General features: G+C 68.0%; 25 protein-coding genes. 15 read left to right on the top strand and 10 right to left on the bottom strand.

All coding sequences use genetic code 11. The annotated features are described in order from the left end of the window. Positions 1–13 precede the first annotated feature (13 nt). Complete coding sequence (locus A5694_RS01590) at positions 14–976, bottom strand: 4-(cytidine 5'-diphospho)-2-C-methyl-D-erythritol kinase (protein WP_064920101.1); 963 nt, start codon at positions 974–976, stop codon at positions 14–16. 35 nt (positions 977–1,011) lie between these two features. Then, entirely contained in the window at positions 1,012–2,490 is a 1,479-nt protein-coding gene (locus tag A5694_RS01595) for a PE-PPE domain-containing protein (protein WP_064920102.1), read from the bottom strand. Between the two features lie 162 nt (positions 2,491–2,652). On the opposite strand from A5694_RS01595, the gene A5694_RS01600 reads away from it, so the two are divergent. Then, positions 2,653–3,471 carry a serine/threonine-protein kinase gene (locus A5694_RS01600; RefSeq protein ID WP_109535562.1) on the top strand — a complete coding sequence of 273 codons (819 nt, stop codon included), beginning with the start codon at positions 2,653–2,655 and terminating at the stop codon, positions 3,469–3,471. Here the strand turns inward: A5694_RS01600 and rsmA are convergent. The 3 genes from rsmA to A5694_RS01615 form a co-directional block, all read right to left on the bottom strand. Then, positions 3,417–4,400: a 16S rRNA (adenine(1518)-N(6)/adenine(1519)-N(6))-dimethyltransferase RsmA gene (rsmA, locus tag A5694_RS01605; RefSeq protein ID WP_082952467.1), complete on the bottom strand. Its 984-nt coding sequence runs from the start codon at positions 4,398–4,400 to the stop codon at positions 3,417–3,419. The two genes, A5694_RS01600 and rsmA, sit on opposite strands and share 55 nt — an antisense overlap. Beyond that, positions 4,373–5,491 (bottom strand): resuscitation-promoting factor, encoded by a 1,119-nt coding sequence (locus A5694_RS01610; RefSeq protein ID WP_082952459.1) that lies wholly within the window; start codon positions 5,489–5,491, stop codon positions 4,373–4,375. Before A5694_RS01610 ends, rsmA begins: the two co-directional genes overlap by 28 nt. Before the next feature lie 119 nt (positions 5,492–5,610). After that, positions 5,611–6,456, bottom strand: coding sequence for a TatD family hydrolase (locus A5694_RS01615; protein ID WP_185746632.1), 846 nt, complete (start codon positions 6,454–6,456; stop codon positions 5,611–5,613). A gap of 18 nt (positions 6,457–6,474) precedes the next feature. Between A5694_RS01615 and metG the strand changes: the two genes are divergently transcribed. The 6 genes from metG (at position 6,475) to A5694_RS22305 (ending at position 13,932) form a co-directional block, all read left to right on the top strand. Beyond that, positions 6,475–8,013 carry a methionine--tRNA ligase gene (metG, locus tag A5694_RS01620; RefSeq protein ID WP_064920177.1) on the top strand — a complete coding sequence of 513 codons (1,539 nt, stop codon included), beginning with the start codon at positions 6,475–6,477 and terminating at the stop codon, positions 8,011–8,013. A gap of 213 nt (positions 8,014–8,226) precedes the next feature. Then, complete coding sequence (locus A5694_RS01625; RefSeq protein ID WP_064920105.1) at positions 8,227–9,405, top strand: NAD(P)/FAD-dependent oxidoreductase; 1,179 nt, start codon at positions 8,227–8,229, stop codon at positions 9,403–9,405. A gap of 152 nt (positions 9,406–9,557) precedes the next feature. Continuing rightward, entirely contained in the window at positions 9,558–10,421 is an 864-nt protein-coding gene (gene sigJ, locus A5694_RS01630; RefSeq protein WP_234787893.1) for an RNA polymerase sigma factor SigJ, read from the top strand. 12 nt (positions 10,422–10,433) lie between these two features. Further along, positions 10,434–11,675, top strand: coding sequence for an aminodeoxychorismate synthase component I (locus A5694_RS01635; RefSeq protein ID WP_064920106.1), 1,242 nt, complete (start codon positions 10,434–10,436; stop codon positions 11,673–11,675). A 90-nt stretch (positions 11,676–11,765) separates the two neighbouring features. Then, positions 11,766–12,065: a PE domain-containing protein gene (locus tag A5694_RS01640; RefSeq protein ID WP_064920107.1), complete on the top strand. Its 300-nt coding sequence runs from the start codon at positions 11,766–11,768 to the stop codon at positions 12,063–12,065. A 10-nt stretch (positions 12,066–12,075) separates the two neighbouring features. Continuing rightward, complete coding sequence (locus A5694_RS22305; RefSeq protein ID WP_082952461.1) at positions 12,076–13,932, top strand: PPE domain-containing protein; 1,857 nt, start codon at positions 12,076–12,078, stop codon at positions 13,930–13,932. A gap of 27 nt (positions 13,933–13,959) precedes the next feature. On the opposite strand, the gene A5694_RS01645 is transcribed toward A5694_RS22305, so the two are convergent. Continuing rightward, entirely contained in the window at positions 13,960–14,970 is a 1,011-nt protein-coding gene (locus A5694_RS01645; RefSeq protein ID WP_131809476.1) for a hypothetical protein, read from the bottom strand. Positions 14,971–15,608: 638 nt separating this feature from the next. On the opposite strand from A5694_RS01645, the gene A5694_RS22310 reads away from it, so the two are divergent. After that, on the top strand, positions 15,609–15,989 hold the full coding sequence (locus A5694_RS22310; protein ID WP_234786473.1) for an ESX secretion-associated protein EspG: 381 nt from the start codon (positions 15,609–15,611) through the stop codon (positions 15,987–15,989). 9 nt (positions 15,990–15,998) lie between these two features. Here the strand turns inward: A5694_RS22310 and rsmI are convergent, their stop codons facing one another. Next, the gene (rsmI, locus tag A5694_RS01660; RefSeq protein WP_064920111.1) at positions 15,999–16,835 is read right to left on the bottom strand and encodes a 16S rRNA (cytidine(1402)-2'-O)-methyltransferase; all 837 of its coding nucleotides are present in this window, start codon (positions 16,833–16,835) and stop codon (positions 15,999–16,001) included. Between the two features lie 24 nt (positions 16,836–16,859). Here rsmI and A5694_RS01665 point away from each other — a divergent pair, with 24 nt between their 5' ends. Next, on the top strand, positions 16,860–18,419 hold the full coding sequence (locus A5694_RS01665) for a dolichyl-phosphate-mannose--protein mannosyltransferase (protein WP_064920112.1): 1,560 nt from the start codon (positions 16,860–16,862) through the stop codon (positions 18,417–18,419). Positions 18,420–18,459: 40 nt separating this feature from the next. Continuing rightward, positions 18,460–19,059, top strand: coding sequence for an alpha-ketoglutarate-dependent dioxygenase AlkB (locus tag A5694_RS01670; RefSeq protein WP_185746634.1), 600 nt, complete (start codon positions 18,460–18,462; stop codon positions 19,057–19,059). A gap of 4 nt (positions 19,060–19,063) precedes the next feature. Here the strand turns inward: A5694_RS01670 and A5694_RS01675 are convergent, their stop codons facing one another. Together A5694_RS01675 and A5694_RS01680 are read right to left on the bottom strand one after the other, a co-directional pair. Then, entirely contained in the window at positions 19,064–19,720 is a 657-nt protein-coding gene (locus tag A5694_RS01675) for a DUF5642 family protein (protein ID WP_064920114.1), read from the bottom strand. Positions 19,721–19,763: 43 nt separating this feature from the next. Next, entirely contained in the window at positions 19,764–20,777 is a 1,014-nt protein-coding gene (locus tag A5694_RS01680) for a GNAT family N-acetyltransferase (RefSeq protein WP_064920115.1), read from the bottom strand. 155 nt (positions 20,778–20,932) lie between these two features. Between A5694_RS01680 and gdhA the strand changes: the two genes are divergently transcribed. Then, positions 20,933–22,282 carry an NADP-specific glutamate dehydrogenase gene (gene gdhA / locus A5694_RS01685; protein WP_064920116.1) on the top strand — a complete coding sequence of 450 codons (1,350 nt, stop codon included), beginning with the start codon at positions 20,933–20,935 and terminating at the stop codon, positions 22,280–22,282. Positions 22,283–22,371: 89 nt separating this feature from the next. Beyond that, complete coding sequence (locus A5694_RS01690; RefSeq protein WP_064920117.1) at positions 22,372–22,701, top strand: DUF732 domain-containing protein; 330 nt, start codon at positions 22,372–22,374, stop codon at positions 22,699–22,701. Positions 22,702–22,726: 25 nt separating this feature from the next. On the opposite strand, the gene A5694_RS01695 is transcribed toward A5694_RS01690, so the two are convergent. After that, positions 22,727–23,764, bottom strand: a complete 1,038-nt coding sequence (locus A5694_RS01695; protein ID WP_064920118.1) for an EcsC family protein — start codon at positions 23,762–23,764, stop codon at positions 22,727–22,729. 540 nt (positions 23,765–24,304) lie between these two features. Here A5694_RS01695 and A5694_RS01700 point away from each other — a divergent pair. The 3 genes from A5694_RS01700 (at position 24,305) to A5694_RS01710 (ending at position 26,377) form a co-directional block, all read left to right on the top strand. Further along, positions 24,305–24,871: a hypothetical protein gene (locus tag A5694_RS01700; RefSeq protein WP_064920119.1), complete on the top strand. Its 567-nt coding sequence runs from the start codon at positions 24,305–24,307 to the stop codon at positions 24,869–24,871. Positions 24,872–24,947: 76 nt separating this feature from the next. Next, a complete protein-coding gene (locus A5694_RS01705) occupies positions 24,948–25,556 on the top strand; it encodes a TetR/AcrR family transcriptional regulator (protein WP_064920120.1) in 609 nt (202 codons plus the stop codon). Then, on the top strand, positions 25,553–26,377 hold the full coding sequence (locus A5694_RS01710) for a hypothetical protein (RefSeq protein WP_064920121.1): 825 nt from the start codon (positions 25,553–25,555) through the stop codon (positions 26,375–26,377). Before A5694_RS01705 ends, A5694_RS01710 begins: the two co-directional genes overlap by 4 nt. Positions 26,378–26,380 lie beyond the last annotated feature (3 nt).

Consider the following 26,380-nt stretch of genomic DNA (forward strand, 5'->3'; position numbering starts at 1 on the left):
ATTGGGGTCGCCGTCACACTCCGGTCACCGATGACGGCACCACCCGGGCGCCGTAGACCGGGCCGCTGGCCACCCGCACCGCGCGCCCGGCCCCCACCGCAGCCAGCTCGACGGCCACGTCAGCCGCCGAGGCCGCCGAGGCGCACAGAAACGCACACGTGGGCCCGGAACCGGTCACGATGCCCGACAGTGCACCGGCCTCCACACCGGCACGCAGCGTGCGCCGCAACGCGGGGTTGAGGCTGACCGCGGCCGCCTGCAGGTCATTGCCGAGCAGGCCGGCCAACCGCTGGGGATCACCGGCGGCCAACGCCGCCAGCACCGGCTCGGACTCACCCAGCTCCGGCAGGGCGCGCCCGGTGTCGCGCAGCCGGTCCAGCTCGGCGAAGACCGCGGGCGTGGATAAGCCGCCCTCGGCGAAGACCAGCACCCAGTGGAACGTCTCGCGGGTGAGCACCGTCGCCAGTTCTTCGCCGCGGCCGGTGCCCAATGCGGTACCGCCGTGCAGCGCGAACGGCACGTCGCTGCCCAGCCGGGCGGCCAGGGCGTGCAGGTCGCGGCGCGGCACGCCCAGTTCCCAGAGCACGTTCATCCCGACCAGGACCGCCGCCGCGTCGGCGCTCCCGCCGGCCATACCGCCGGCCACCGGGATGGACTTGTCGACCGTGATCGCCACGTCGGGGGCCCGCCCGACGTGCTCGGCCATCAGCTCGGCGGCGCGCCAGGCCAAGTTGCGGTCATCGGTGGGCAGCACGTCGGCGCCTTCACCGGCGATCCGCAACGACAGCACGTCGGCGTCGCGGACCGTCACCTCATCGACCAGGGAAACCGCGTGAAAGACGGTGGTCAGCTCGTGGTAACCGTCGTCGCGGCGGTCGCCGACCGCCAGGTAGAGGTTGAGCTTGCCCGGCACCCGCACGGTGACCGACCCGGTCGGGGACCACTCGGCGGCGGCATTTCCGTCGGATGCGGTCACGCCGATGAGACTAACGGGTACATCCGTGCGGGTGGCTACCCGAACAGGTCGGCGAAGTCCGCTTGGATCGAGCTCAGCGCGCTGCTCATCACCATGAACTCGAAGCCGGCCGCCATGGTGACCAGCCCGGTGCTGGCCGCCAGCGGCAGACCGATCGCGTTGAGCAGGTCACCAGAGGCCAGCTCCTGGGCGAACAACGTCGCGCTGTAGGCCGGCAGAGTGGTGACCAAGGCGTTGAGGATGTCGGCGGTCGGCAGCAGCGTGCTGTACAGGGTCGCGCCGGCACTGGTGAACGTGTTGACGATGTCGGTCAGGCTGGGCATGACGAACTCGGAGCTGCCGGTGCCGAAATCCCAGAGGTCCGCCGCGCTGCCCGACGACAGGTGCTGCAGGTCCTCGGTGAAGTCGGTCCAGCCCTGCTGCGCACCGTTGACCAGGGCGGTGAATACGTCGGTGAGACTGACATCCGGGAACACCCCGAACGGGGTGGACACATCGGCGGGCCCCTGCGACCAGCCGTGCTCGATGTCCCCGTAGCCGAGGTTGACCAGCACCCGCAGGCTCGGCTGCAGCAGGTCGGCGATCGCATTGCCGAATCCACTGCCCCGCAACGGCTGCAGCAGCGGCAGGTCCTCGGTGGGAATCATGAAGTAGTGGGTGTTGCCGGTGTAGCCCTCGCTGACCGGCAGCTCGATGGCCGTCGCCAGCTGGGCGTCGGTCAGCGTCGGGTAAGTGCCATGCACGTACATGATGCCCATGAAGGCGTTGAGGTCCGACAAGAAGTTCAGCGGGTACTTGGGGAAGTCGGCGAAGCCGTCATACTCCTGCGTGTAAAACGCGGTCTCCCAAGGGGTGTCGGCCGGGGTTCCGCCGCTGAACGTGACGCCCAGGCTGGGCAGTGTCAGCTCCGGCAGGTTCGGGTTGATGCTGGTCAGGTCGAAGCGGGACAGCAGGCCGCCGTCGGGGGTGCTGGGGCTGCCCAGCATCACGAAGGACAGTTGGTCGGCGTCCGGCCGCTGGTCCTCGGGCAGGCTCAGCAGCTGCTTGATCTCCAGCGCGTTGATGACACCGCTCTGCGAATAGCCCAGCACGACAAGGTTATTGCCGGCGGCGGTCTCTTCCATGATCTTCTGGTGCAGGATCTCCACGCCCTGGTCCAGCGAGGTGTCCAGTGGCAGCGACTTCACGCCGGTGAGCGGGTACAGCCCCTCCGGGGTGAACAGCGGGTTGGTGACGTCCACCGGGAAGAGCGGCTGGCCGGCGAACTTGGGCGTCGCGGGGTCCAGGAACCGGTCGGTGAGGGCGGTCAGGTACTGCGGGGGCGGGATGGGCAGCCCGCTGCCGCCCATGATCCACGACTCGGTGTCCAGCAAGCTCGCCTGGGCCACCACGGTTTTCGCGCTCCCGGCCACCCCGGGTGCTACCGCAGGCACCACCCCGAGCGCCAGGGCGCCGGCTACAGCCAGGGGCACGGCGCCCAACGTTCGCAGGTTAGGACCGGACAGCGTGGTCATGGCGAACCTCCCAGGATGACGACCGGATGATTATCACTCTGTGCCAGCGAAATGTCATTCGATTTTTGCTATTCAATCATCTGATTCTTAGTTTTGCGGCATCGGCGCGCCACCGGCGTGCTTCGCGGCCGAGAACGGTGCCGTCGCCATAACCTGGTGAGCATGGGTGAGGCCGGCGGGGACTTCGGCGGCTACCTGATCGATCGAGAGGTCGGGCGCGGGGGGCACGCCACGGTGTATCAGGCTCATCCTGCGAACTCCGGGGCCGGCCCGGCTCCGCTGGTGGCACTGAAGGTCCTCGACGAATCGCACCGCACCCCCGCTCAGCAGGCCCGGCTGGACCGCGAGTTCGAGTTCGCCCGCGCGCTCGACCACCCCAACATCGTGACGGTCTACCGCCACGGGCCCTTCTGGCTGGCGATGCAGTTCGTCGACGGCGGCAAGTCGACCGGCCTGCAGACGGTGCCGGATCGCCTGGCTGCCCTGGCCCAGATCGCCTCAGCCCTGGACTATGCCCACCACAGCGGCATCGTGCACTGCGACGTCAAACCGGCCAACATCCTGATCCCCGCGGACTTCCCCCGCGCCGGGGCGGTGCTGACCGACTTCGGCTCGGCCCACGCCGTCGTCGAGGACGTCTGGTCACGGCCCCGGAGACCGGGCAGTCCCGAGGTCTCACTGCCCTACACCGCTCCGGAGATCCTGTGCGGCAAGGCCCCGTCGGCCGCCACCGACGAATACGCACTGGCCTGTACCGCGGTCGAATTGCTCACCGGGGCGCCACCCTTCCCCGCCGCGAGCGCAGCCGAACTCGTGGATGCGCACCTGCGGCGACTGCCGCCGCCGGTCTCGGGGGCGTTCGGTCCGGCTGCCCGGGCGCTCGACGTGGTGGTGGAACGGGCCCTGGCGAAGTTCCCGGCGCGGCGCTACGGCTCCTGCACCGAGTTCGTCGAACGGCTGTCCCGGGCGCTGTCGGGTTGATGCGGCGGTACCAGCTTCGCCTTCTCTCCTCCGTCGAGCCTCGCTGAACCGCCGGAAACCTGAAGCAGCCGCACGAAATCGTCGATCGACAGGGTCTCACCGCGTCGGGCCGGGTCGATACCGGCCGCCTCCAGCAACGCGGCGGCCTGCGCGCCCGATCCCGCCCAGTCGGCGAAGGCGTTGCGGGAGGTCTTACGCCGCTGGGCGAACGCGATGTCGATCAGCGCGAAGACCTCCCGGCGAAACGCCTCGTCGACCGGCCACGGCGCGGGGTGGTAGCGGTCGATGCGGACCAGACCGGAGTTCACCCGCGGCACCGGCCAGAACACGCTCGGCGGCACCGTGCCGCAGCGGCGTACCCCTCCGAAGAACCGCGCCTTGGCGCTGGGCACCCCGTACTCCTTGCCGCCCGGCTCGGCGGCCAGCCGCTCGGCGACCTCCAACTGCACCATGACCGTCACGGTGCGGATGGAGGCGAACTCGGCCAGCAGGTGCAGCAGGGCCGGGACGGCCACGTTGTAGGGCAGGTTGGCGACCACCGCCGTCGGCTCGGTGGCCACCTCGCCGTGGCGCAAGGTCAGTACATCGCGGCCCAGCACCACCAAGCGGTCGGCGTAGGTGGGAGCGTGCTCGGCGACGGTTGTCGGCAGGCGCTGGGCCAACACCGGATCCTTCTCGACCGCGACGACGCCGACGCCGTGCTCCAGCAAGGCCAGCGTCAGCGAGCCCAGTCCGGGCCCGACTTCCAGCACGTAATCGGCGGGGGTGATACCGGCGCCGGCGACGATCCGGCGCACCGTGTTGGCGTCGTGAACGAAGTTCTGCCCCAGCGCTTTACGGGGCCGCAGGTCGAGTTCTTTCGCCAGGGCTCTGATGTCACCGGCCCCGAGCAGCCCGATGGTCAGCGTCTCCCGCTGCACACCGGCCAGGCGCCCCAACCCTGCCGCGCCTGGGTGACCTCGGCGATCGCGATCTGCTCTTCGCGGGTGGCCAGGTCCGCACGCGGGGCATACTTCAGCCCGCCGTTGGCGATCCAGGTGCCGTAGTCGAACTGCACGCCGCCGTAGAAGCCGTTGCCGGTGTTGATCGCCCAGTTTCCGTGGGATTCACAGTTGGCGATGCGGTCCCACGCCGCGCCGTAAACCGACGGCGGCACCTCGGTGCCCGGCTTGGCGCCGACTCGCAGCACCGAGTCGCGGGCCGGGGCCACCACGGCGTTGGACACCGGAAGCCGGCCGGTCTCGGCGCCGTTGACCGTGGCCACCGAGTAGGTCACGTCCTGGGTGCCCGGGGTGCCGGGGTCCTCGACGACCTGCCGACTCATATTCATCGTGGGGTCCTCGACGCGCCGGGCAGCCGGGGGAAGCGGCACCCGCTCGGTGACCTGCTTGACCCGGATGCGGGTCACCTGGATCTCCATGCCCTCGGTGATCGGGGTCGACGCCGGGGGGCTGACCTTGTCGGCCTGTTCCAGCGGGGCGCCGTCGGCGGCCAGCAGTTCGGCAACGTTCCGTGCGGCCAGCCGCACCGTGCGCACCACGCCGCCATCGTCGATCCGGACGTTCTTGGCGCTCAGGACCGGCAGCGCCATGCCGGCCAGCGGCACCCGGCTGCCGCGGGACGCCGCGGCCGGGGCGGTGTCGGTCATCGACAGCTGCGCCAGGGCCTCGTCGACCGAGAGGGCCGTCGTCCACACCTGCTTGGGCTCGCGGCCGTCCAGGGACAGCTGCAGCGGCCGGCTGCGGCGCACCACGATCGTGTCGGCGTCGTGCACCCGGGCGTCGCGGGCGGGGGTCACGTCGTCGCGCTCGCCGATGTCGAACCCGTTCTCGGCGACGACGTCGATCACCCGCGACCGCATCGTGGTCACCGTTACCGGGGTGCCGTCGACATCCAGCGTCAGCGTCTTCGCGCTGGCGACTGCGAAGCCGCCGGCGCAGATCAGCACCAGCAAGAGCGCGCCGACCAGCATCCGCAGCATCGGCGAGGGGGCCTGATGCAGCCTGGTCAAAGTGTTCAAGCCAAAAACCTAACGACGTTGAAGGCACGGCAAAGGGGCCCTTGCGGTGCCCCTGTTTGATAACGAGACGGTAACGAACCGATCAGCGTTCGGGCAACCGAATGTGACCTGCTCGACTTTCACGGCAAGTCGTAGACCCGACGGGCGTTGCGGCTCGTGACCCGCGCCAGCTCGGCCGCCGACCCCCCCAGCAGCTCAGCTAGCGCGTGGACAGTGTAGGGCAGGCAGTACGGCTCGTTGGGCGCGCCGCGATAGGGATGCGGGGTCAGAAACGGTGCGTCGGTCTCCACCAGCAGCTGTTCGGCCGGGATCGACGGCACGGCTTCCCGCAGGTCACGAGCATTCTTGAAGCTGACGGTGCCGGACAGGCTCAGCATCCACCCGGCGTCGACGCAGGTGTGAGCCATCTCGGGCGCCGACGAAAAACAGTGGAAGATCACCGTCTCGGGTGCGCCCTCGGCGCGCAAGACGTCGAGGACGGCGTCATCGGCGTCACGGTTGTGGATCATCAGCGGCTTGCGGGTCCGTTTGGCCAAGTCGATGTGCCAGGCGAACGCCTCTTTTTGGGTGGCTGGCTCCGCACAGCCGTCCAGGCGGCCCGGCCAGTACAGATCCAGCCCGGTCTCGCCGATCGCCACCACCCGCGGGTGGGCGGCCAGCGCCTCGATCTCGGTGCGGGCGTCGTCGGTCAGGCTGCCGGCACGGGTGGGGTGCAGCGCCACCGCGGCGAAGACCCGCTCGTCGGCCTCGGCGGCCCGGGTCACCCAGCGCGCCGAGGCCAGGTCGTCGGCGACGGTGACCACGGCCTGCACCCCGACGGCGGCGGCCCGGTCCATGATCGCGTGCAGCATCGTGTCGTCTTCGGCGCCGCAGGCATCCAGGTGGGTGTGCGCGTCGACCAGCGGACTCAGCGGCTCCGGCGCGGGCGGTGGAGTTTTGGCTGACCGTTTCGAACTCACTGGCACACCATAAGGTGAACGATGATGAAGCCCTTCTACGTCACGACCGCGATCACCTACCCCAACGGTGACCCGCACATCGGTCACGCCTACGAGTACATCGCCACCGACGCGATCGCCCGGTTCCACCGGCTCGACGGGTTCGACGTGCGGTATCTGACCGGCACCGACGAGCATGGGCTCAAGATGGCCGAAACCGCGGCTGCCGAAGGGATTCCGACCGCGGAGCTGGCACGGCGCAACTCCGATGTGTTCCAGCGCCTGCAGGAAAAGCTCAACATCTCCTTCGACCGGTTCATCCGCACCACCGACGCCGATCACCTGGAGGCGTCCAAGGCGATCTGGCAGCGCATGGTCGACGCCGGCGACATCTACCTGGACGCCTACAGCGGCTGGTACTCGGTGCGCGACGAGCGGTTCTTCACCGAGGGCGAGACCCGGGTGTCCGAAGACGGCTCACGGGTGGCCGCCGAGACCGGGGCACCGGTGACCTGGACCGAGGAGCAGACCTACTTCTTCCGGCTGTCGGCCTATACCGACAGGCTGCTGGCGCACTACCAGGCGCACCCGGAGTTCATCGCCCCGGAGGTGCGCCGCAACGAGGTGATCAGCTTCGTCTCCGGCGGGCTGCGCGACCTGTCGATCTCCCGCACCTCGTTCGACTGGGGGGTGCCGGTGCCCGGCCACCCCGACCACGTGATGTACGTCTGGGTGGACGCCCTGACCAATTACCTGACCGGCGTCGGCTACCCCGACACCGACTCCGAGCCCTTCCGCCGCTACTGGCCGGCCGATCTGCACATGATCGGCAAGGACATCATCCGGTTCCACACCGTGTACTGGCCGGCGTTTCTGATGTCGGCGGGGATCGAACTGCCGCGCAAGGTTTTCGCGCACGGTTTCCTGCTCAACAGCGGCGAGAAGATGAGCAAGTCGGTCGGCAACGTGATCGACCCGGTCGAGTTCGTGGACCGGTTCGGCGTCGACCAGGTGCGGTACTTCCTGCTGCGCGAGATCCCGTTCGGGCAGGACGGCAGCATCTCCGAGGAGGCGATGATCAGCCGCGTCAACGCCGACTTGGCCAACGAGCTGGGCAACCTGGCGCAGCGGTCGCTGTCGATGGTGGCCAAGAACCTGGGCGGGGTGGTGCCCGAGCCGACCGCACCGACCGGCGACGACGCCGAGCTGCTGGCGACCGCCGACGGGCTGCTGGAGAAGGCACGCGCGGCGTTCGGCGCCCAGGCCATGCACCTGGGCTTGGAGGCGATCTGGCTGATGCTGGGCGCGGCCAACAGGTATTTCTCCGCCCAGGAACCGTGGAAGCTCGCCAAGAGCGAGTCCGCGGCCGATCAGGCCCGCTTCGGCACCGTTTTGTACACCACGCTGGAGTCGGTGCGGATCGCCGCGCTGCTGGTGCAGCCGGTGATGCCCGATTCCGCGGCCAAGCTGCTGGACCTGCTGGGTCAGCCCAGCGACCAGCGGATGTTCACCGCGGTGGCCGAGCGCCTGAGGCCGGGGCTTTCCCTACCGCCGCCGTCCGGGGTGTTTCCGCGCTACCAGTGACGGCTCGGCGTCGCTGACCGCTGGCGCCGGCCCCGGGGCCCCGCTGGCCGCGATTAGGAATTTCACGACGCGACACGCCGGTGTCACGTCGCCGAATTCCGATTGGCGACCCGCCAACTGCTCACATCGCCGTGACTTAGCTCACGCCGTGTCACATCGGGGCCGTCCGCGGTGTCTTGAGGGCATAACCACCTTCACAGACAGGAGCAACTGATGACTCGCATACAGGTCGTGATTGTCGGCGGCGGCTACGCCGGCACCATGGCAGCCAACCGGCTGCGCCAGCACCCCAGTGTGGACGTCACCCTGGTCAACCCGCGGCCGCAGTTCGTCGAACGGATCCGGCTGCACCAGCACGTGGCCGGAAACTACCGGGCCGACCGGGACTACCGCGACCTGCTCGGCGACGGCGTCCGGCTGCTGGTCGACTCCGCCGAGCGGATCGACGCCGCCGACCGCCGCATCCAGCTGGCGTCGGGCACCGTGCTGCGCTACGACTACCTCATCTACGCGGTCGGCAGCACCGGCGCCATCACCACCGCCGTGCCCGGAGCCGCCCAATTCGCCCATTCCGTCAGTGAATTCGAGTCCGCCGAACGACTGCTGGCGCAGCTCGACGAACTGGCGCCGGACGCTCCGGTGACCGTGGTCGGCGGAGGACTGACCGGGATCGAGGCGGCCGCCGAACTGGCCGGGCGGGGCCGGACCGTCACGCTGGTCTGCGGTGGAACGCTGGGCCCCTCACTGAACGAATCGGGTCGCCGGTCGGTGGCCAAGGCGCTGCGCAAGCTGGGCGTCGAACTGCTGGAGGCCGCCGCGGTCGTCGCCGTGCGCCCCGATGCGGTGGTGCTGCACGACGCGCGCGTACTGCCCAGCGCGCTGACCGTGTGGACGGCGGGCTTCGGTGTCCCGGAGCTGGCTGCGGTCAGTGGGCTGGCCACCGACGCACTGGGCCGGCTGCTCACCGACGAGACCCTGACCAGCGTCGACAACCCGTGGATCGTGGCGGCCGGGGACGCGGCGGCGCCGTCGGGCCGGCCCCTGCGGATGAGCTGCCAGGCGGCGATACCGCTGGGCGCCCAGGCCGCCGACACCGTGCTGGCCCGCATCGCCGGCACCTCGCCGACCGCCCTGGACCAGGCGTTCACCGGCCAGTGCATCAGCGTGGGCCGCAGCTACGCCACGGTCCAGCTGGCCCGCCGCGACGACACCCCGGTCAAGGCGTATCTCGGGGGTCGCCTCGCTGCGGCGGTCAAGGAGGCGATCTGCAAGGCCACCGTTTGGGGGATTCGCCGCGAGGGCGCCAAGCCCGGCTCGTACCGTTGGCTCAAGGGCGGCACCCGGACGGCCCAGATCGCGCAAGGGCAGGCCGAGCAGGAGGCGGCGGTGTGAGCAACGAACACGCCCAGCGGTTCAGCGAGCCTCGACGAAGGAGAGGCGAAGCTGGGACCGCTGCTAAAGCCCAGCGGTTCAGCGAGCCTCGACGAAGGAGAGGCGAAGCTGGGACCGCTGCTAAAGCCGAGCGGTTCACCGAGCTGCGGCCGCTGTTGTTCACCATCGCCTACGAAATCCTCGGTTCGGCAATCGAATCCGATGATGTCCTGCAGGACAGCTATCTGCGGTGGGCGGAGGTGGAGCTGGCCGAGGTTCGCGACGCCAAGTCCTATCTGGCCCAGCTGGTCACCCGCCAGGCGCTCAACGCGCTGCGGGCGGGTGCCCGCCGCCGCGAGGAGTACATCGGCCCGTGGCTGCCCGAGCCGCTGCTGCTCGACGAGCAGGATCCCTCCGACGACGTCGTGCTCGCCGAATCGGTGTCGATGGCGATGCTGGTGGTGCTGGAGACGCTCAGCCCTGACGAACGCGCGGTGTTCGTGCTGCGCGAGGTGTTCGGGTTCGACTACGACGAGATCGCCGCCGCGGTGGGCAAATCACCCACCGCGGCGCGTCAGGTCGCACATCGGGCCCGCGGCCACGTTCAGGCCCGGCGACCTCGCTTCACCCCGGCGGACCCGGCGGAGAACGCGCGCATCACGCAGCAGTTCATGACGGCGGCGGCGGGCGGAGACATCGCGACCGTCCTGTCGATGCTCTCCCCCGACGTGGTGTGGACCGCCGACAGCGGCGGCAAGGCGAGCGCGGCGCGCCGGCCGATCGTCGGCGCCGACAAGGTCGCCCGGGCCGTCATCGGGCTGTTGCGGCAAGGGGCGCAGTTACCCGACGTCCGGGTGGATCTGGGGGTCTGCAACTCCGCGCCCGCGGTGCTGCTCTACAGCGCCGACCGCCTCGAGGGCGTGTTCACCGTCGAGATCGTCGACGGCCTGATCACCAACTTCTACGCGATGCGCAACCCGGACAAGCTGGTGGCGCTGGCGGCCGCCCGGGAGATCACCCGCAGCGCCAACGTCTGACAAGCTAGTGCGGTGCGAATCGAGCGGCTCGGCGGCCTGGGTACGGCACCGGAGGTGCTGCGCGCGCTCGGCGACGCCGCCGGGCGGTGCGGGCTGCCGCCGCCGGCCGCGCTGACCGGCGAATGGTTCGACGCGCGGGCGGTGATCGCGCCCAGCGTGGCGGTCGAACCGGTGGACGCGGCGGCCGTCTTCGATGTGCCCACCGGTGCGGGGTGCGATGCGGTGGGCGGCGGCTGGATCGGCTACCTGGCCTACCCCGATCCCGGCGCCGACGGCCGGGCTTCCCGGATCCCGGAGGCGGCCGGGGGCTGGACCGACTGTGTGCTGCGTCAGGACGCCGGCGGACAGTGGTGGTTCGAGAGCCTGTCCGGCGCGCCGATGCCGGGTTGGCTGACCGAGGCGCTCACGACGCCCGCGCCGGCCCGCGGCTGTCGCATCTTCTGGGAGACCCCGGATCGACGGGCGCACCGCGCCGGCGTGCTGGCCTGCCTGGAGGCCATCCGGGCCGGTGAGGTCTATCAGGCGTGCGTGTGCACCCGCTTCACCGGAACCGTCACCGGTGCCCCGCTGGACTTCTTCGCCGACGCGGTGGCCCGCACCGGTCCCGCGCGGGCGGCCTATCTGGGCGGTGACTGGGGCGCGGTGGCCTCGTTGTCCCCGGAGCTGTTCTTGCGCCGGCGCGGCGAGGTGGTGGCCTCCAGCCCGATCAAGGGCACGCTGCCGGCCGATGCCCGCCCGTCGGCGCTGCGCGCCTCGACCAAGGACGTCGCGGAGAACATCATGATCGTGGACCTGGTGCGCAACGATCTGGGCCGGGTGGCGATCACCGGCACCGTCACGGTGCCCGAACTGTTGGCGGTGCGGCCCGCGCCAGGGGTGTGGCATCTGGTGTCGACGGTGTCGGCCCGGGTGCCGCCGCAGCTGGGTATGGCGGCCCTGCTGGATGCGGCGTTCCCGCCCGCATCGGTGACAGGGACCCCCAAACTCCGTGCCCGCCAGCTGCTTTCGCAGTGGGAGCCGAGTCGTCGCGGAATCTACTGCGGAACCGTTGGTTTGGCGTCCCCGGTGGCCGGTTGTGAGCTCAACGTGGCGATCCGCACCGTGGAGTTCGACGCCGACGGCGGCGCGGTTCTCGGGGTGGGCGGCGGGATTACCGCGGACTCCGACGTCGACGCCGAATGGCAGGAGTGCCTACACAAGGCCGCGTCGATCGTCGCCGCCGATCAGTCCCGGGAACGCAGCACCGCGTCGTAGAGCTCCCGGCGGGACACCGCACCCGAAGTTTTAACACGGTAAAGTCGAGCACCAAACCACAGGCGCACACCGACACGGGAGGGCCGGGCGATGACGTTTTCGATGCAGCCCGCGGTGGTGGCAGCGTCGGCCAATGCTGAGTCGGGACTGGCCTCGGTCATGGGGGCAGGCACCGCAGCGGGTGCGCCGGGGTTGCTGGGAGCTATCCCGATGGGCGCTGATGCGGATTCTGTGGAATTCGCCGCAGTATTGGACGCACTGGGTGCGGCGTTCCTGGCCGCTGCCGCCGAACATGGCATAAGTCGCGAGATGTTTGCGGCAAGCCAGTCGACCGCAGTGGCGGCGACCGTGGTGAGCGAGGCTGCGAGAGCAGCGGCGGTGGCGCTGTAGCGGATCTCTCGTGTCGCATTTGTGGCCGGCTTTCAGCCCAGAGGAAAACCATGCGGTGTTGACCTCGGGAGCGGGTTCAACACCGACGGTGGCACACGCCGAGCAATTGAGCGCACATGCCGAACGGTTGCAGGCTGTCGTGGCGACATCACGGGCGAACGCGACTGCCACCTTCGGCACGGCCTGGGCGGGATCGGGCGCGACGGCTGCCCAAGGTTCGCATCAGCGGATGAATACGGACCTGGCGGCGCTGGCTGACTGGGCCGCGGAGAAACCGCCGATCATCATGGCGGCGGTGCAGGCCTACCACAGTGCGGTGAGCACGATGGTTCCGGCGAAGGACGCGCTGGCCAACCGTCAGCAGGAGGCCAGCGACGTGGAGGCCAATCCACGATGCTTCGGTGCGCTGACCCCGCGGATCGCGGCGCTCAACGGCGACTACTTCGGGCACATGTGGCCCACCAACGCCGCAGCGGGCGCAAGCTACGGCACCGTGCTGCGGTCAAGCATGGCGGCGCTGGCGACTCCGCCCCCGACGGCCACCACGGCGACCTCGCCGGAGGCAGCGGTTCCCGACGACGACGGAGTCACAGGAGCCGCGATGCGCCTGGCTCACCGATCGGCAACCGACACGATGAGCCAAGCCGCCCACCTGAAACCCACCCCGCCGGTGCAGCCCGCACCACCGAAACAGTTGCAAGAATTGCGACCGCCATCCCCAACATCACCGCATCCGCCGCCGGTGGGGATGTATCAACAGCCGCCACCAACCGCTGTTATCAACGGCCCGGCGAATACGACTGCCCTGGCACCACAGACCGCGTCGGCACCAGCCACAGCGGTTGCGCGGCCCGCGATGGGCATCGGGCCGAGTTCCGGCGGCTACCCCGGCGCCGGCTTGACACAATTTGCCCGTCCCGCCCAGCCGTTCTCGATGCCGGCGACCGTGGGCGGATTGCCACAAATGCTCAGTGCCGCTGCCTTGCAGCAACATCCGCTCCCCCAGCCCAGCCCGACCGAACTGCAACCGCTCAACCCGCCACCGCAGCCGTCCCCTCCGCCGACTCCGCAGTCACCAGCTCCGGCCCCCGCACTGGCTACCCCCGCACCGGCATCGCCCGCCACACCCAGTCCACCACCGCGGCCCAGCCCGCCGTTGCCGGAATCGCCTCCTCCTCCGCTCTCCTACACCTACCCGGCTCCTGGCGCGCTGCTGACCCCCGGTGGGTCAGGCAGTAGCCCGATACCCGGCTTCGGCACGCCTGGACCGGTTCCGCAAGCCCTGGTTGTGCCGCCGGCTGAGGCGCCACAGCCACCACCGCCACCGCCACCGCCACCCCCAAGCGAGCCTCCGCACACCATCGACCCCTCGGAAGGCTCTGTGCATGGGCTGTCGGTACATAACGCCGACGACGTACACAGCCGGGTAGATCCGCTCCCGCCCGGCAGAAACCCGAAAATTTCAAAACAACTTAATACGCCCGCAGAAATTTGGGAGCTTTATCGGGAATTAACCGAGAATGCGACACCGCTTCCCCTCAAACCCGGATATAAAGGAGAATGGCAAATCCTTGAAGATGGGACCAGGATCGGCATTCGCACCGAGAGTGGTTCCGGAGGTGTGACGATTGACATCGTTTACCCAGATGGCGAAAAAATGAAGGTCCACCTACCGATGGAGAAGAGGCCTCCACCACCAGCTTCGGCTCCCGCGCCGGCGCCGGCACCCGCACCCATACCGGTGCAGCCAGATCCCGGAGGCCCCGTCGTTCGTCTGCCGACGGTAGAGCCCCCGCCGCCGCAACAAACCCTCACCATCTGGGCGATCCTCGGCCTGCTCGCTGCGGCGGCACTATCACCGGCATAGCTTCACCGAGAATCTTGCCCTGTGACATCAGGGCGCGCTGGCTGCAGCGGTGAATACCTGGCGAACGGTATGGCCGAGGTAGGCGATGTCGGCGGCCAGCGATTTTTGCAGTGTCGAATCAACGTACAGCACCTGCTGAAGCATACGACTCTGGCCAGCTGCGGCCGAGCAAGCGATATAGGTGTTGAATTGCGCCCACATCCAGCGCTGACAGAATACGAAGGATCCGCTCGTGCGCACGGCGATCATGTCCGGTGGGAAACCGTTACTCAGCGGCTCGGTAATTGTGGGCTCAAGAAAGCTCAACGCATCTCCCAGCGGCGCTCTGAGATCTCGCAGCGTGCAGGCAGAATTGTCGTAGACGACTTGTGCCGGTGGGCAACCGGTGAAGCTGAACAGGGCAAGTGTTTCACAAGCACTCCAGCGACCGTCAGCCTGCGGGCCGTAAACCGCAAACCGGGCGGGGCCGACGCCATCGTAGTCAGCTCGGGCAAACTGCCACCTCGCGGGAAGATCCAATTGTGTCAACCACATAGGTACCGCGCCGGCATCGATTACGCTCAAATCGTCAACATAGTCTGCCAAGACGCCGACCAAGGACGCTGCTGAAGCAAGTCGCTGCTGCTCGCTGTGTATTTCTTCGGCTGAGGGTGGCGCGAAATATCCGGCATTTTCTCCAAGCCCCTCAGCGACCTGTTCGCCCTTGACAGTGGGCTTTAGCCTACTGAAGAAATACCATGCATCTTGATCATCAAATTGGCCGACGTAGACGTCGCGGATCCGCCGAATGGCCTCGTCCACCGACAAATCCCAGACGACAAAAAGCCCATTGCCTTCGTCGCCGATTTCAAATAACCCATCGTCGACCAGCGAGCGAATCAATCCCAAGGTCTTCTCCTGGACGACTGACAGGACCTCGTCCGGGTTGGCCTGCGCGACGCATTCATGGACCAGACCGAGCTCAACCGTGTCATCAAGGCTCCGGAGCAGCACCTCCTCACGTGCCGAGAATGCTCGCTCCCCGTCTGTCGCAGTCACACAGCCATCGTAGGCTGCTGGCGGATTCGGGTGAGCAGGCGATGTGGGTGTTACACCAACCACAGCTATAAAGCCGGGTCGGCCTACCATTCATTTGCCGTCGGTAGAGGCACCCAAGCCGGAACAGACCCTCACTGTCTCGACAACCCCTCGGTCTGCTCGCCGGGGTGGCGCTATCAGCCCGCGATGGCCGCGGCAATGAACGACTCGCGCGCCGTATCAGTCAGAGCAGCGAGGTCCGCGGCCAGCGGCTCTTCCAAGGTCGAATCCAAGATCAAGAATCTGGGCCCTCCAGCAGGACCTCCTGCCCTTCCGGCAACGTGAGCTCATCCTGCCAATATGCTGCCATCGTAGAGACCGATGTCGAGCAGAACGAGCGAGTACAAGTCGCGCATTTGTCCGGACTGCTGATTTCCAGCCACTACAGTGGATTTCGGCTGGCAACGCGGTGACGACAACGAGCAAACGATTGTGCTGACAACGACTATTGACGGCCTGTGGGTGCTGCAGGTCCTGGCAGGTGTCGAGTCGCTGCCCCCGGAGTTGGCACTGCGGCCGACACTGCCGGACATCGAGACCGCACGGATGGCTATGGCGCATCCCGTGGCCCACGAGTTGTGTACTCAGGGCGTGATCCCTTGGACGCGGCCGAGGTGAGAGCCGCAGCGGCCAGTCCGGACAGCCTCCACACGTTTCTCACGAAGCAACCGATGGGCGCTGCGCAGTTGCGGATTCTGCAGAGCGCCGCGGACCCCGAGCAGTCGAACCAGACATCGATCGTCGCGCTGCAAGCGGGCGTTGAAACCGGCCGCCCCACGCGAACCCACGTTGAACCCGGTGCAGTGACCATCATCGACACCCCGGAGGGCCGCGTGGTCGTCGAGCACACCGCTTCAGCGGGCGGGCAATGGATGGTCGTAGCTCCGGGAACCGCAGACAATATCGCAACCGCGGTGAACCGGATGGTCGCGCGCCTCCCGGCAGCGGACGACTGGCACTCCTACCGGCGCAGCTTCTAACCCCGCCGATCAGTCCCGGGAACGCAGCACCGCGTCGTAGAGTGCGCGTCGTGACACCGCCCCCGGCGCTGCGGAGATCACCTGCGCGCAGGCGTCTTTGACCCGCATGCCGTCACCCGCCAGCCGGTTGACCTCGTCCACCAGCGTGTCCAGATCGGCGCGCAGGGTCGCCCCGGCCAGCACCACGGTGATCTCCCCCAGCACGCCGCCGAGGGCCCACTCGGCCAGCTCGGCCAGCGTCCCGCGTAGCACCTCCTCGTGGGTCTTGGTCAGCTCCCGGCACACCACCACCCGCCGGTCGCCGCCGAGTTCGTCGACCGCATCACGCAGGCAGTCGGCCAGCCGCCGCGGCGATTCGAAGAACACACAGGTGCGCCGTTCGTCGCCCAGCGACGCCAGCCACGCCCGCCGCGCCGCCGGCTTGCGCGGGGCGAATCCCTCGAAGCAGAACCGCTCCGAGGCCAGGCCGGACACCGCCAGCGCCGTCGTCACCGCCGACGGGCCGGGCAGGCAGCTCACCGGCAGGCCGGCGTCGACGCAGGCGACCACCAGGCGATACCCCGGGTCGCTGATCAGCGGCATCCCGGCGTCGCTGACCACCAGCACGGTGGCACCGGCCTCGATGTCGGCGAGCAGCGTCGGCACCCGCGTCGCCTCGTTGGCGTCGAACAGGCTGACCACCCGGCCGCCGATCTGCACATCGAGGGCCTTGGCCAGCGTCCGCACCCGCCGGGTGTCCTCGGCGGCCACCACGTCGGCGGTGCTCAGTGCCGCGATCAGCCGGGGCGACGCGTCGGCGGGCTGCCCGAGCGGAGTGGCACCGAGCAGCAATCGACCATCGGGCATGGCGCACAGCCTACGATCGTGGGGATGAGCGCTCCGACCGCTACCAGCTCCGCGGCCGTGCTGGAGCGCACCGCCCCCGTGATCAGCCCCGGACTGCTGGTGCCGGTGGCCGATTTCGGGCCGACCGACCGCGCCCGCGGCTGGGCGGTGACCGCGGCGGTCACCACGTTGGCGGCGGTGACCCGGTTCGCCAACCTCTACACCCCGACCGACGCCGGCACACCGATCTTCGACGAGAAGCACTATGCGCCGCAGGCCTGGCAGATGCTGCACAACCACGGCGTCGAGGACAACCCCGGCTACGGCCTGGTGGTCCACCCGCCGGTCGGCAAGCAGCTGATCGCGATCGGCGAAGCACTGTTCGGCTATAACGGGCTGGGCTGGCGATTCACCAGTGCCCTGCTCGGGGTGCTCGCGATAGCACTGCTGGTGCGGATCGTGCGGCGGATGACCCGTTCGACGCTGGCCGGCGGGGTCGCCGGGCTGCTGCTGGTCGGCGACGGGGTCAGTTTCGTCGCCGCGCGCACCGCGCTGCTGGACGGCTTCTTGACGTTCTTCGTGGTGGCGGCGTTCGGGGCGCTGATCGTCGACCGCGACCAGGTGCGGATGCGGATGCACGCCGTGCTGACCGAGGGCCGTTGCGGCGCAACGCCTTGGGGCCCGCGGCTGGGCGTGCGCTGGTGGCGCTTCGGCGCCGGGGTGCTGCTCGGATTGGCCTGCGCCACCAAGTGGTCCGGGCTGTATTTCGTGGTGTTCTTCGCGGCGATGTCGCTGGCGTTCGACGTCGCCGCCCGCCGGCAGTACCGGGTGCGCCGGCCGTGGCTGGGGACGTTGCGCCGTGATGTCGTGCCCACCGTCTATGCCATGGCGCTGATTCCCCTCGGGGTGTACCTGGCGTCGTATGCGGCGTGGTTCGCCTCCGAGACCGGGGTGGATCGCCACGAGGAAGGCCAGTCGATCGGGTTGGAGAGCCGGTTCCCGGTGCCGGACGCGCTGCGCTCGCTGTGGCACTACACCTATCAGGCGTATCATTTCCACGCCGGCCTGACGAACGCCGCCGGCAACCACCACCCGTGGGAGTCCAAGCCGTGGGCGTGGCCGATGTCGCTGCGCCCGGTGCTCTATGCGATCGACCAGCACGACGTTCCCGGCTGCGGCGCCCAGTCCTGCGTCAAGGCGGTGATGCTGGTGGGCACGCCGGCGATGTGGTGGCTCGCCGTGCCGGTGCTGGGCTACGCGTTGTGGCGAACGCTGGTGCGGCATGACTGGCGCTACGCCGCCGCGCTGGTCGGCTACTGCGCCGGCTGGCTGCCGTGGTTCGCCGACATCGACCGGCAGATGTACTTCTTTTACGCGGTGCCAATGGCGCCGTTCCTGGCGGTGCTGCTGGCGCTGATCTGCAGCGACATCATCCAAGACGGGCGCAGCGGCACGCCGGAGCGCTGGACCCTCGGGCTGCTCGCGGTGAGCTGTTACGTCGCTGTCGTGCTGACCAACTTCGCCTGGCTGTACCCGATATTGACCGGAGTGCCGATCTCACCGGCCACCTGGAACATGGAGATCTGGCTGCCCAGCTGGTCGTAGCCGCTCGCCAATCGAACTGGTGTGCGATAGACTGCGGGTCGTGGCGATACCGGTACAGGAGTCGCTGTTCGACCTGAGCGAACGCCGGCAGCTGGGTGACGGCGCCTGGCTCGACGTCCGCCCGGGCTGGCTCTCCGAGGCCGACGCCGACTTGGTCAACGAACTGGGGAAAGCCATCCCCTGGCGGGCCGAGCGCCGCCGGATGTATGACCGGGTGCTCGACGTGCCCCGGCTGGTCAGCTTCCACGACTTGGCCGCCGAGGAAGCGCCGCATCCCGCGATCGCCAGGCTGCGCCGCCGGCTCAACGACATCTACGCCGGGGAACTCGGCGAGCCGTTCACCACGGTGGGGCTGTGCCTGTACCGCGACGGCGCCGACAGCGTGGCCTGGCACGGCGACACCCTCGGCCGCGGCGCCCACCACGACACCATGGTGGCGATCGTCAGCATCGGCGCCACCCGCACGTTGGCGCTGCGCCCCCGCGGCGGGGGTGTTGCGCTGCGGTTACCTCAGCGCCACGGCGACCTGCTGGTGATGGGCGGCTCGTGCCAGCGGACCTGGGAGCATTCCATTCCGAAGACGGCTACCCCGACCGGCCCGCGGATCAGCATCCAGTTCCGACCACGCGGCGTGCGCTGACCGCCTAGCCCCGGATCGCGTTCACCGCGGCCACCAGCAGGTCGCGGGCGCGTTGGGTGTCCACGGGGATGACGGGCTTGTCGGGCGCCACCAGCGGGTTGGCGGTGACGAGCACCTGGTAGGGGCCGAAATACGCCGAGTAGTTGTAGAGCTCACCGATCCGTGCCTTGCCGCCGGCCACGGCCTCAACCACCCGGTGCACCCCCAGGGTCTGCACCCCGTCGATGCGCGGCGCCTCGACCGTTTCGACCAAGCCGCGCATCCGGTCCCCGGCGAACCCGATCCGGCGACAGGATCGTCCCGGCTCGCTGAGCGAGACCGGCTCAGAGGTCTCCAACGCGATGGTGATGAAGCGGTTTCCGTTGCCCTCAGCGGCCACGGCGGCCATGTTGCCCTGCACACCCTGCGGCAGCTGTTGGCTGACCGCGAACCGCGAGCAGTCGGCGGGTTCGAACTTCAGGCCCGGCGGCAACGTGTTGCCCGCCAGCAACTTTGGGTCGAGCCCGGTGCGCGCGATGTTCTTGACCTGGAACTCCGGGCCGAAGGAGGACTTGATGTCGGCCACCTTGCTGATGTCGGCGGTCACCTCACCGGGGCCGGAGCTGCAGGCGGCGAGCAAACTGACACAACCGATTGCCAGCACCGCGCGAAGGTTCAACATCGCAGCTAATCTACCCAACGCCCGACCTGCCCAGTGGCGACGGTCACCCCACGGCCTGGATCGCTTGGCGGCCAACCTCTTTGATCTGGTCGGCGACATCGGGACCGAATGGCAGCTGATCGTTGCCGGGTACGTCGATCACGGTGGTGACGATGCCGGGGTCGTCGCGTACCCAGTAGGCGCCGAAATGATCCAGGATGGCGCGCATCGGGGCGTTCTCCGACAGCACCCGCGCGCTGAACTTCTCGATGCCCTCCAACCGGGCGATGACAGCCACCGCCCCCATCAGATAGGTGCCGATCCCCCGGCCCTGATAGCTGTCGCCGACGGTGAACGCGATCTCCGCGACGGTCGGGTTCTCGGTGTCCCGGACGAAACGCGCGTCGGCGACGATCGAGCCGTCCGGCTCGGTGACCACCCAGACGAAGTGGTCGACGTAGTCGACCTCGAACAAGTAGTGCATGAGCGCCGGACTCGGGATGCGGGTGGACATGAACCGGCGGTAGAGCGTCTCACTGGAGAACTTGACATGGCCGGCGACGGTGCGCGCACCGTCGCCGGGCAACACCGGCCGCAGCAACAACTCGCTGCCATCGCGGGCCCGGATCGGCACGGCCTCGATGTAGGCGACCAGCCGTTGGCGCGCGGTGCGCACCAGCCGGTCCATCACCTGCGGGATCTGCACCATGGCGTGAAAGGCCCGCTCGTCACCGATCCAGCCGGTCAGCGGTGTCGAGGTGGTGACCGTCGCGGTTCGGCGGCCTTTGCGCAGCAGGGCGATCTCCCCGACCACCATCCCGGCCGAGACCTCGTTGACGACCACCGCGCCGTCGTCTCCCAGGTGTTTGACCTGGGCAGAACCGGACGAGATCAGCAGGAACGACACGGCCCGCTCGCCTTGCCGCATCAGTTCGATTCCGGCGGTGGCCTGCAGCGGCTGCAGGTCGGTGGCCAGCGGCCTCAGGTCTGCGTCGGTGCATCCGGCGAAGATCTCCATCGCCGCGAGCTCGATGACGGGTAGCGTCTTAATCACCCGGTCTCGCCGCGACATCACCATGGATTGCTCCGCCTTTGTTCGCCAATCCAGGCTAACCGGTGCACCGGGACCGGTAATGATTTAACAGCGACGTAACGGACAGGATTCGGCGTTCGCGATTTTGGCGGCTAGCCTGTGCCCGCTGACAGCGACACGCGAGGAAGAGATCACAAAATATGAGCGAACTGAATCCGAAGCTGCACGACATCTATGACGAGGTGCTGCGGCGCAACCCCGGTGAGGCGGAATTCCACCAGGCGGTCTTCGAGGTGCTCAGCAGCCTCGGGCCGGTGGTTTCCAAGCACCCCGATTATGTCGACAGCGCGGTCATCCGCCGGATGTGCGAACCCGAACGCCAGATCATCTTCCGGGTGCCCTGGCTCGACGACGCCGGCAATGTGCAGATCAACCGCGGATTCCGGGTGGAGTTCAACTCGGCCCTGGGCCCGTACAAGGGCGGGCTGCGCTTCCACCCGTCGGTGTACCTGGGGATCATCAAGTTCCTCGGTTTCGAGCAGATCTTCAAGAACTCGCTGACCGGCCTGCCGATCGGCGGCGGCAAGGGCGGCTCGGACTTCGACCCCAAGGGCCGCTCGGACAACGAGATCATGCGGTTCTGCCAGTCGTTCATGACCGAGCTGTACCGGCACCTGGGTGAATACACCGACGTCCCGGCCGGTGACATCGGCGTCGGCGGCCGCGAGATCGGTTACCTGTTCGGCCAGTACAAGCGCATCACCAACCGCTACGAGTCCGGAGTGCTGACCGGCAAGGGCCTGAGCTGGGGCGGTTCACAGGTCCGCACCGAGGCGACCGGTTATGGCGCGGTGTTCTTCGCCGACGAGATTCTCAAGACGGCCAAGGACTCGTTTGAGGGCAAGCGGGCCGTGGTCTCCGGTTCGGGCAACGTGGCGATCTACGCGATCGAGAAGATCCACCAGCTGGGCGGCACCGTGGTGGCCTGCTCGGACTCCAGCGGCTACATCGTCGACGAGAAGGGCATCGACCTGGAGCTGCTCAAGGAGATCAAGGAGGTCAAGCGCGAGCGGATCGAGGCCTACGCCACCGCCCGCGGCGGCGCGACGCAGTTCGTCAACGGCGGCTCCATCTGGGACGTGCCCTGCCAGATCGCGGTGCCCTCGGCCACCCAGAACGAGCTCGACGGCAGCCACGCCGCCACGCTGGCCAAGAACGGCTGCAAGATCGTCGCCGAGGGTGCCAACATGCCGTGCACCCCGGAGGCCGTCAAGCTGTTCACTGAAGCCGGCGTGACGGTGGCCCCGGGCAAGGCGGCCAACGCCGGTGGGGTGGCCACCAGCGCGCTGGAGATGCAGCAGAACGCCTCGCGGGACTCCTGGAGCTTCGAGTACACCGAGCAGCGCCTGGCCGCGATCATGCAGAGCATCCACCACCGCTGCCTGGTGACCGCCGACGAGTACGGTGCGCCCGGCAACTACGTGGTCGGCGCCAACATCGCCGGCTTCATCCAGGTTGCCGACGCGATGACCGCGCTCGGCCTGATTTAACCCTGTTGACTCTGCGTCCATGGCGCGGTGCACTCGCACTTTTGCGCCATGGACGCAGAGTCAACGTCGTTTCGCCTAGCATCGCCGGTATGAATCGGATTCTGGTTGCGGCCGTGTTCGTCGGGAGCGCCGCCATCGCCTTGCTCGGCAGCGCACCGGCCTACGCCGACGACGCCAGCTACATCGCCGCCCTGGATGCCAACGGGGTCTACCGGTCCGGTCCGCCCAATGCGCGGCTGTCGGCGGGGCACCGTTTCTGCAACCAGTTGCGCAGCGGCGCCACGGTCGACCAGATCATCGCGACGTTCCCGCGCCGGCCGTCGTTCGGGGGGCCGTCCATGGTCGATGACCTCACGGTGAATCTGCGCCCGGTGATCGACATCGCCCAACACGAACTGTGCCCTGACACCCTGACCTGATTCGTCTTCGCCGGAGCCTGCCCGGCTAAACACCCTCGGCGTCACCGGGTTTCGGATCGAGCTCCGCATCGAGCACCTCGTCGACCAGCGGGATGTCGACGACGCTGCTTGCTACCTCCACCGGTGCCCACTGACCGGCGTCGAGGTCGTGCTTCTCGGTGAGAAACCGCAACCGATAGGCCTGCTGGGACCGCTCGAATGTCCGATGGGCGATCCGGGCGTTGAGCCCGCCGTTGACGACCGCACCCAAGACCGGGACCGCCTGCGCCAGCCTGTGTTTGGCCATCCGAAATCCCAGCGCCACCGAGACCTGCTGGATCACGTTGTCCGCTTGCTGCGGCTTGAGATGGCGCCATGACCTTTGACGCATCATCTGCTGGGTCAACCGTGACAGCGACGCCAGCGCCGCGGCCTTCTCCACCGAGTCACCGGCGACGGAATAGGCGAGCACCCCCGAGGCGAAGGCCTGCTCGTCCGGCTCGCGGACGTCGTAACCATAGTGCGCCGCGACCAAAGCCACGATGCGGCCCATCCCGACCATGACGGCGGTGACGTCGGCGACGACCGCCGACGCCGCGACCGTCATGCTGGTACCGCCGGTGACCGCGCTCGACACCACCGAACCCGTCACCGCCAGCGACGACGCGGCACCTCCGGCCACCGCGAGCGCGAGGTAGCGCTCCTTGCGCCGCGGAACCGAGCGGTCGCACTGCTGCAGGTCGAGTTGCCGCACCTGGTCGTAGGACGCCACCACGACACCCTCGTCGGCGAACATCGCAAACACGTTGTCCGGCTTGACCGAATTGAGTCCCCGCTGCACCAGCACGGTGTGCAGGGTCTCCATCGCCTTGGTCATCAGATCGTCGAGCGTGCCGATAGCCGCGGTGGCGCCCGGGACTTGCTCGACGGTCGAGCGGGCCTGAGCGGCCACCTGCACGGCGCGTTGCCTGATGCCCTGGCTCAGGGTTGCGAACCGGCCGGATCGCTCGGCGCCGGTGGCCGCATCCAGCAGCGCTTCCCAGGCCTTGCGCTCGTACTCGGACATGCCCGGCTTGGTGGCCACGAATTGAAAGCCTACCGACGCAGGCCCAGGGAACGCCGTCGTGAACGTCGGCCCGGCGACCGGCAGGAGGCCCGAATCAAGCCTCTCCATCCAACCTATTTTTCGCAAAGCTTCAGCTGAGAAATCCTTGCCTACTGCTCAGTAGCGTGCTACCCAATAACAGAAATTTGTCTACTTTGAAGGGCGGGGGACGTGGGGAACTGCACAAACATCAGCAAACTTGGAGCGTGGGCCGCAGTTGGGAATGCGCGGCGGTGGACGCGGGCCGCCACCGCGGCCGCGCTCGCCGCGGCGATCGTGGCGCCATGAGCCGGCGCGGCCTCGACGTCAGCGGGCGCACCGCTTTTCTTCAGCGCCCCGGTCAACCTCACCGCGCTGCCCGACGCCACTGAAGTCGCGAGCGCTATCGACGGTATCGCCAAATCACTGCACTGGATCTACATCGACGCGGGCTACCCGGGAACCACGCTGGCGGATACGCACCAACTCGCCGAAGCAATAGCGTTAGACGGCTACAACTTTGGCTACACGACAGACCAGATGTATAACATCCTCAACACCGGCGGGCCGCAGAACATACTCCTGGAGCTGCACGACTATTCACCGACGGCCGTTTTCAGTTACTACCATTCCTATTTCGTGCGTTGGGTGGATTTCATTCCGAACGCTCACCTGCCTAACCCGAACGACTCGGTGCCCCTACCCGACCTGGGAGACGAGATCGGGCAGAGCGGCCACCAGATGTACTCGGAGGCCGCAGACCAGTTGGGCATCTTCTACCCGCTGGTCAGAGACATCGGCACGTTCTTCCACGCAATGACCGACGATCCGATCACGGGCGGGGTGTTCAGCTGGGGACTTGCGACCGCTTGGGACTTCACGATGTACGGCTACTACGGAATGGTCGGGCTCGATCAGGAGCCGATCGAAACGCAGCTCAACGACGATCTCCACAGCCTGGTCACTCTCCAATTCCTCGGAGATCCGACTTCCTTTTTCGAGCACACCAAAGACCTCATCGACGGCACTATGACGGTCGACGGGTTCGGCGTGTGGTCCGAAGAATTGATCGGGCTGCTGATTTCCGCGCTCACCCACGCGGTGTGAGCCGGCCGGGGCTGCAGCCACCAATACACTGACGCCTGTCATTGACGGTCGTCAGCAATAGGCGTACGGTGCGGGCATGCAGGCACCGGGTGAGCTGAGCGCGCCGCCATCGGTAACCGGGGGTATCCGCGAGGCGCGGCGCCTCGAGACCCGCGCACGCCTCTTCGATGCCGCGCTGGCCGAGATCGCGCAACACGGGCTGGCCGGCGCCGATGTCAGCGCCATCGCCGCGGCAGCGGGTGTGGTGCGGGGAACGTTCTACTTCCACTTCCCCACCAAGGAGCACGTCCTGATCGAGGTCGAGCGCAACGCGGAGACCCGGATCGTCCGCGAACTCGGCGCGGCCGACGGCGATTTGGCTTCCGTGCTTTCGCAACTCGTCCAGCACGCCCTGAAAGCCAAACGCCGGTTGGGAGCCGTGGTCTTCCGGGACATGCTCGGCCTGCACTTCTCCTCCGCCCGCCCCGTCGATGACGAGTTGGCGCAACACCCCCTCGCGGAGTTTCTGGTGGGCCTGATCGGCCGCGCGCAGAAGTCGGGGCAAGTCTCCCCGGAGCTCGATGCGGCCGAACTCGGAACCTTCTTTTTGACCGGGCTGTTCGCCCTGCTGGCCACCGGTGCGCACGATGCTGCGCAGCTGGACCGTTACGTCACGACGATCGTCAAGGGAATGGAGATCCGATGAATCGCAGCGGCATCGAGGGCTACCGGGACTACTTGGCCGAACGTGATGGCGAAGCGGACCTACTCAACCGGCGGTTGTCCAACCGGGAAACGTTCTTCGACGAGCTTGAGGCCAATCCCGTGCGTTCGGCTCACCCCGCCGACCGCCCGACCTTTCTTCGCAACCTGCGACGCCGACGGCCCGAACCGGGCCTGGACCCGAAGATGCTGTTCCTGCTGGCGACGGCCAAACTCAACCAGGCGGAGCGGTTCGGTGTCGGACTCGGTGAGACCTACGGGCGCAACAGCGACGAGAGCCTGCCGCCCGAGAACGTCTACCTCGAGCTGGAAGAGCACTATCACACCCGGCTGCTGGCCTACGCGCTCGACGTATTCGGCCTGCCCTTCCAGGTCGTCCCCCCGCCGTTTGTGATGCGCCAGTTCGTCAAAACCAGCGTGTTTCTCCCCGAACGGCTGGGCTTCATGTTCGTCGGGGCCGCAGAGATGGCGGGCTGCATCATGTTCGACGAGCTACGCCGTGTCGGCGTCGAGTTGTTCGCCGACGAACCCGACGTCGCGCAGCGAATCACGTTGCTCTACAGCGAGATCCTCACCGATGAGATCGGCCATGTCGGCTACTGCGCGTCGCGTTGTACGTCGGTCGAGCGGGCGATCATGCGCCGGCTCTACCCGTTGATCGGGCGCCTGATCGCCCGGCAGACCGCTGAGATCAGCCTGCTGATCGACCCGAAGGCCTTGGCTTCGCGACTGGACCGGGCGTTCGACGTGACGGAACTGACAGCCGGGCTGGACAATCCGACCTATCTCACCGCGCACCCCTGAGCG

The sequence above is a fragment of the Mycolicibacter sinensis genome (genome assembly GCF_001667945.1).
GTDB lineage: Bacteria > Actinomycetota > Actinomycetes > Mycobacteriales > Mycobacteriaceae > Mycobacterium > Mycobacterium sinense_B.

What these genes read in the sequence shown, in the direction of transcription:
- metG (WP_064920177.1), top strand. Translation starts at nt 6,475, where the DNA reads ATGAAGCCCTTCTACGTCACGACCGCGATCACCTACCCCAACGGTGAC.
- A5694_RS01700 (WP_064920119.1), top strand. Translation starts at nt 24,305, where the DNA reads ATGTATAACATCCTCAACACCGGCGGGCCGCAGAACATACTCCTGGAG.
- A5694_RS01710 (WP_064920121.1), top strand. Translation starts at nt 25,553, where the DNA reads ATGAATCGCAGCGGCATCGAGGGCTACCGGGACTACTTGGCCGAACGT.
- A5694_RS01595 (WP_064920102.1), bottom strand. Translation starts at nt 2,490, where the DNA reads ATGACCACGCTGTCCGGTCCTAACCTGCGAACGTTGGGCGCCGTGCCC.
- A5694_RS01640 (WP_064920107.1), top strand. Translation starts at nt 11,766, where the DNA reads ATGACGTTTTCGATGCAGCCCGCGGTGGTGGCAGCGTCGGCCAATGCT.
- A5694_RS01690 (WP_064920117.1), top strand. Translation starts at nt 22,372, where the DNA reads ATGAATCGGATTCTGGTTGCGGCCGTGTTCGTCGGGAGCGCCGCCATC.
- A5694_RS01665 (WP_064920112.1), top strand. Translation starts at nt 16,860, where the DNA reads ATGAGCGCTCCGACCGCTACCAGCTCCGCGGCCGTGCTGGAGCGCACC.
- A5694_RS01705 (WP_064920120.1), top strand. Translation starts at nt 24,948, where the DNA reads ATGCAGGCACCGGGTGAGCTGAGCGCGCCGCCATCGGTAACCGGGGGT.
- rsmI (WP_064920111.1), bottom strand. Translation starts at nt 16,835, where the DNA reads ATGCCCGATGGTCGATTGCTGCTCGGTGCCACTCCGCTCGGGCAGCCC.
- A5694_RS01675 (WP_064920114.1), bottom strand. Translation starts at nt 19,720, where the DNA reads ATGTTGAACCTTCGCGCGGTGCTGGCAATCGGTTGTGTCAGTTTGCTC.
- A5694_RS01680 (WP_064920115.1), bottom strand. Translation starts at nt 20,777, where the DNA reads ATGGTGATGTCGCGGCGAGACCGGGTGATTAAGACGCTACCCGTCATC.
- gdhA (WP_064920116.1), top strand. Translation starts at nt 20,933, where the DNA reads ATGAGCGAACTGAATCCGAAGCTGCACGACATCTATGACGAGGTGCTG.
- A5694_RS01625 (WP_064920105.1), top strand. Translation starts at nt 8,227, where the DNA reads ATGACTCGCATACAGGTCGTGATTGTCGGCGGCGGCTACGCCGGCACC.
- A5694_RS01600 (WP_109535562.1), top strand. Translation starts at nt 2,653, where the DNA reads ATGGGTGAGGCCGGCGGGGACTTCGGCGGCTACCTGATCGATCGAGAG.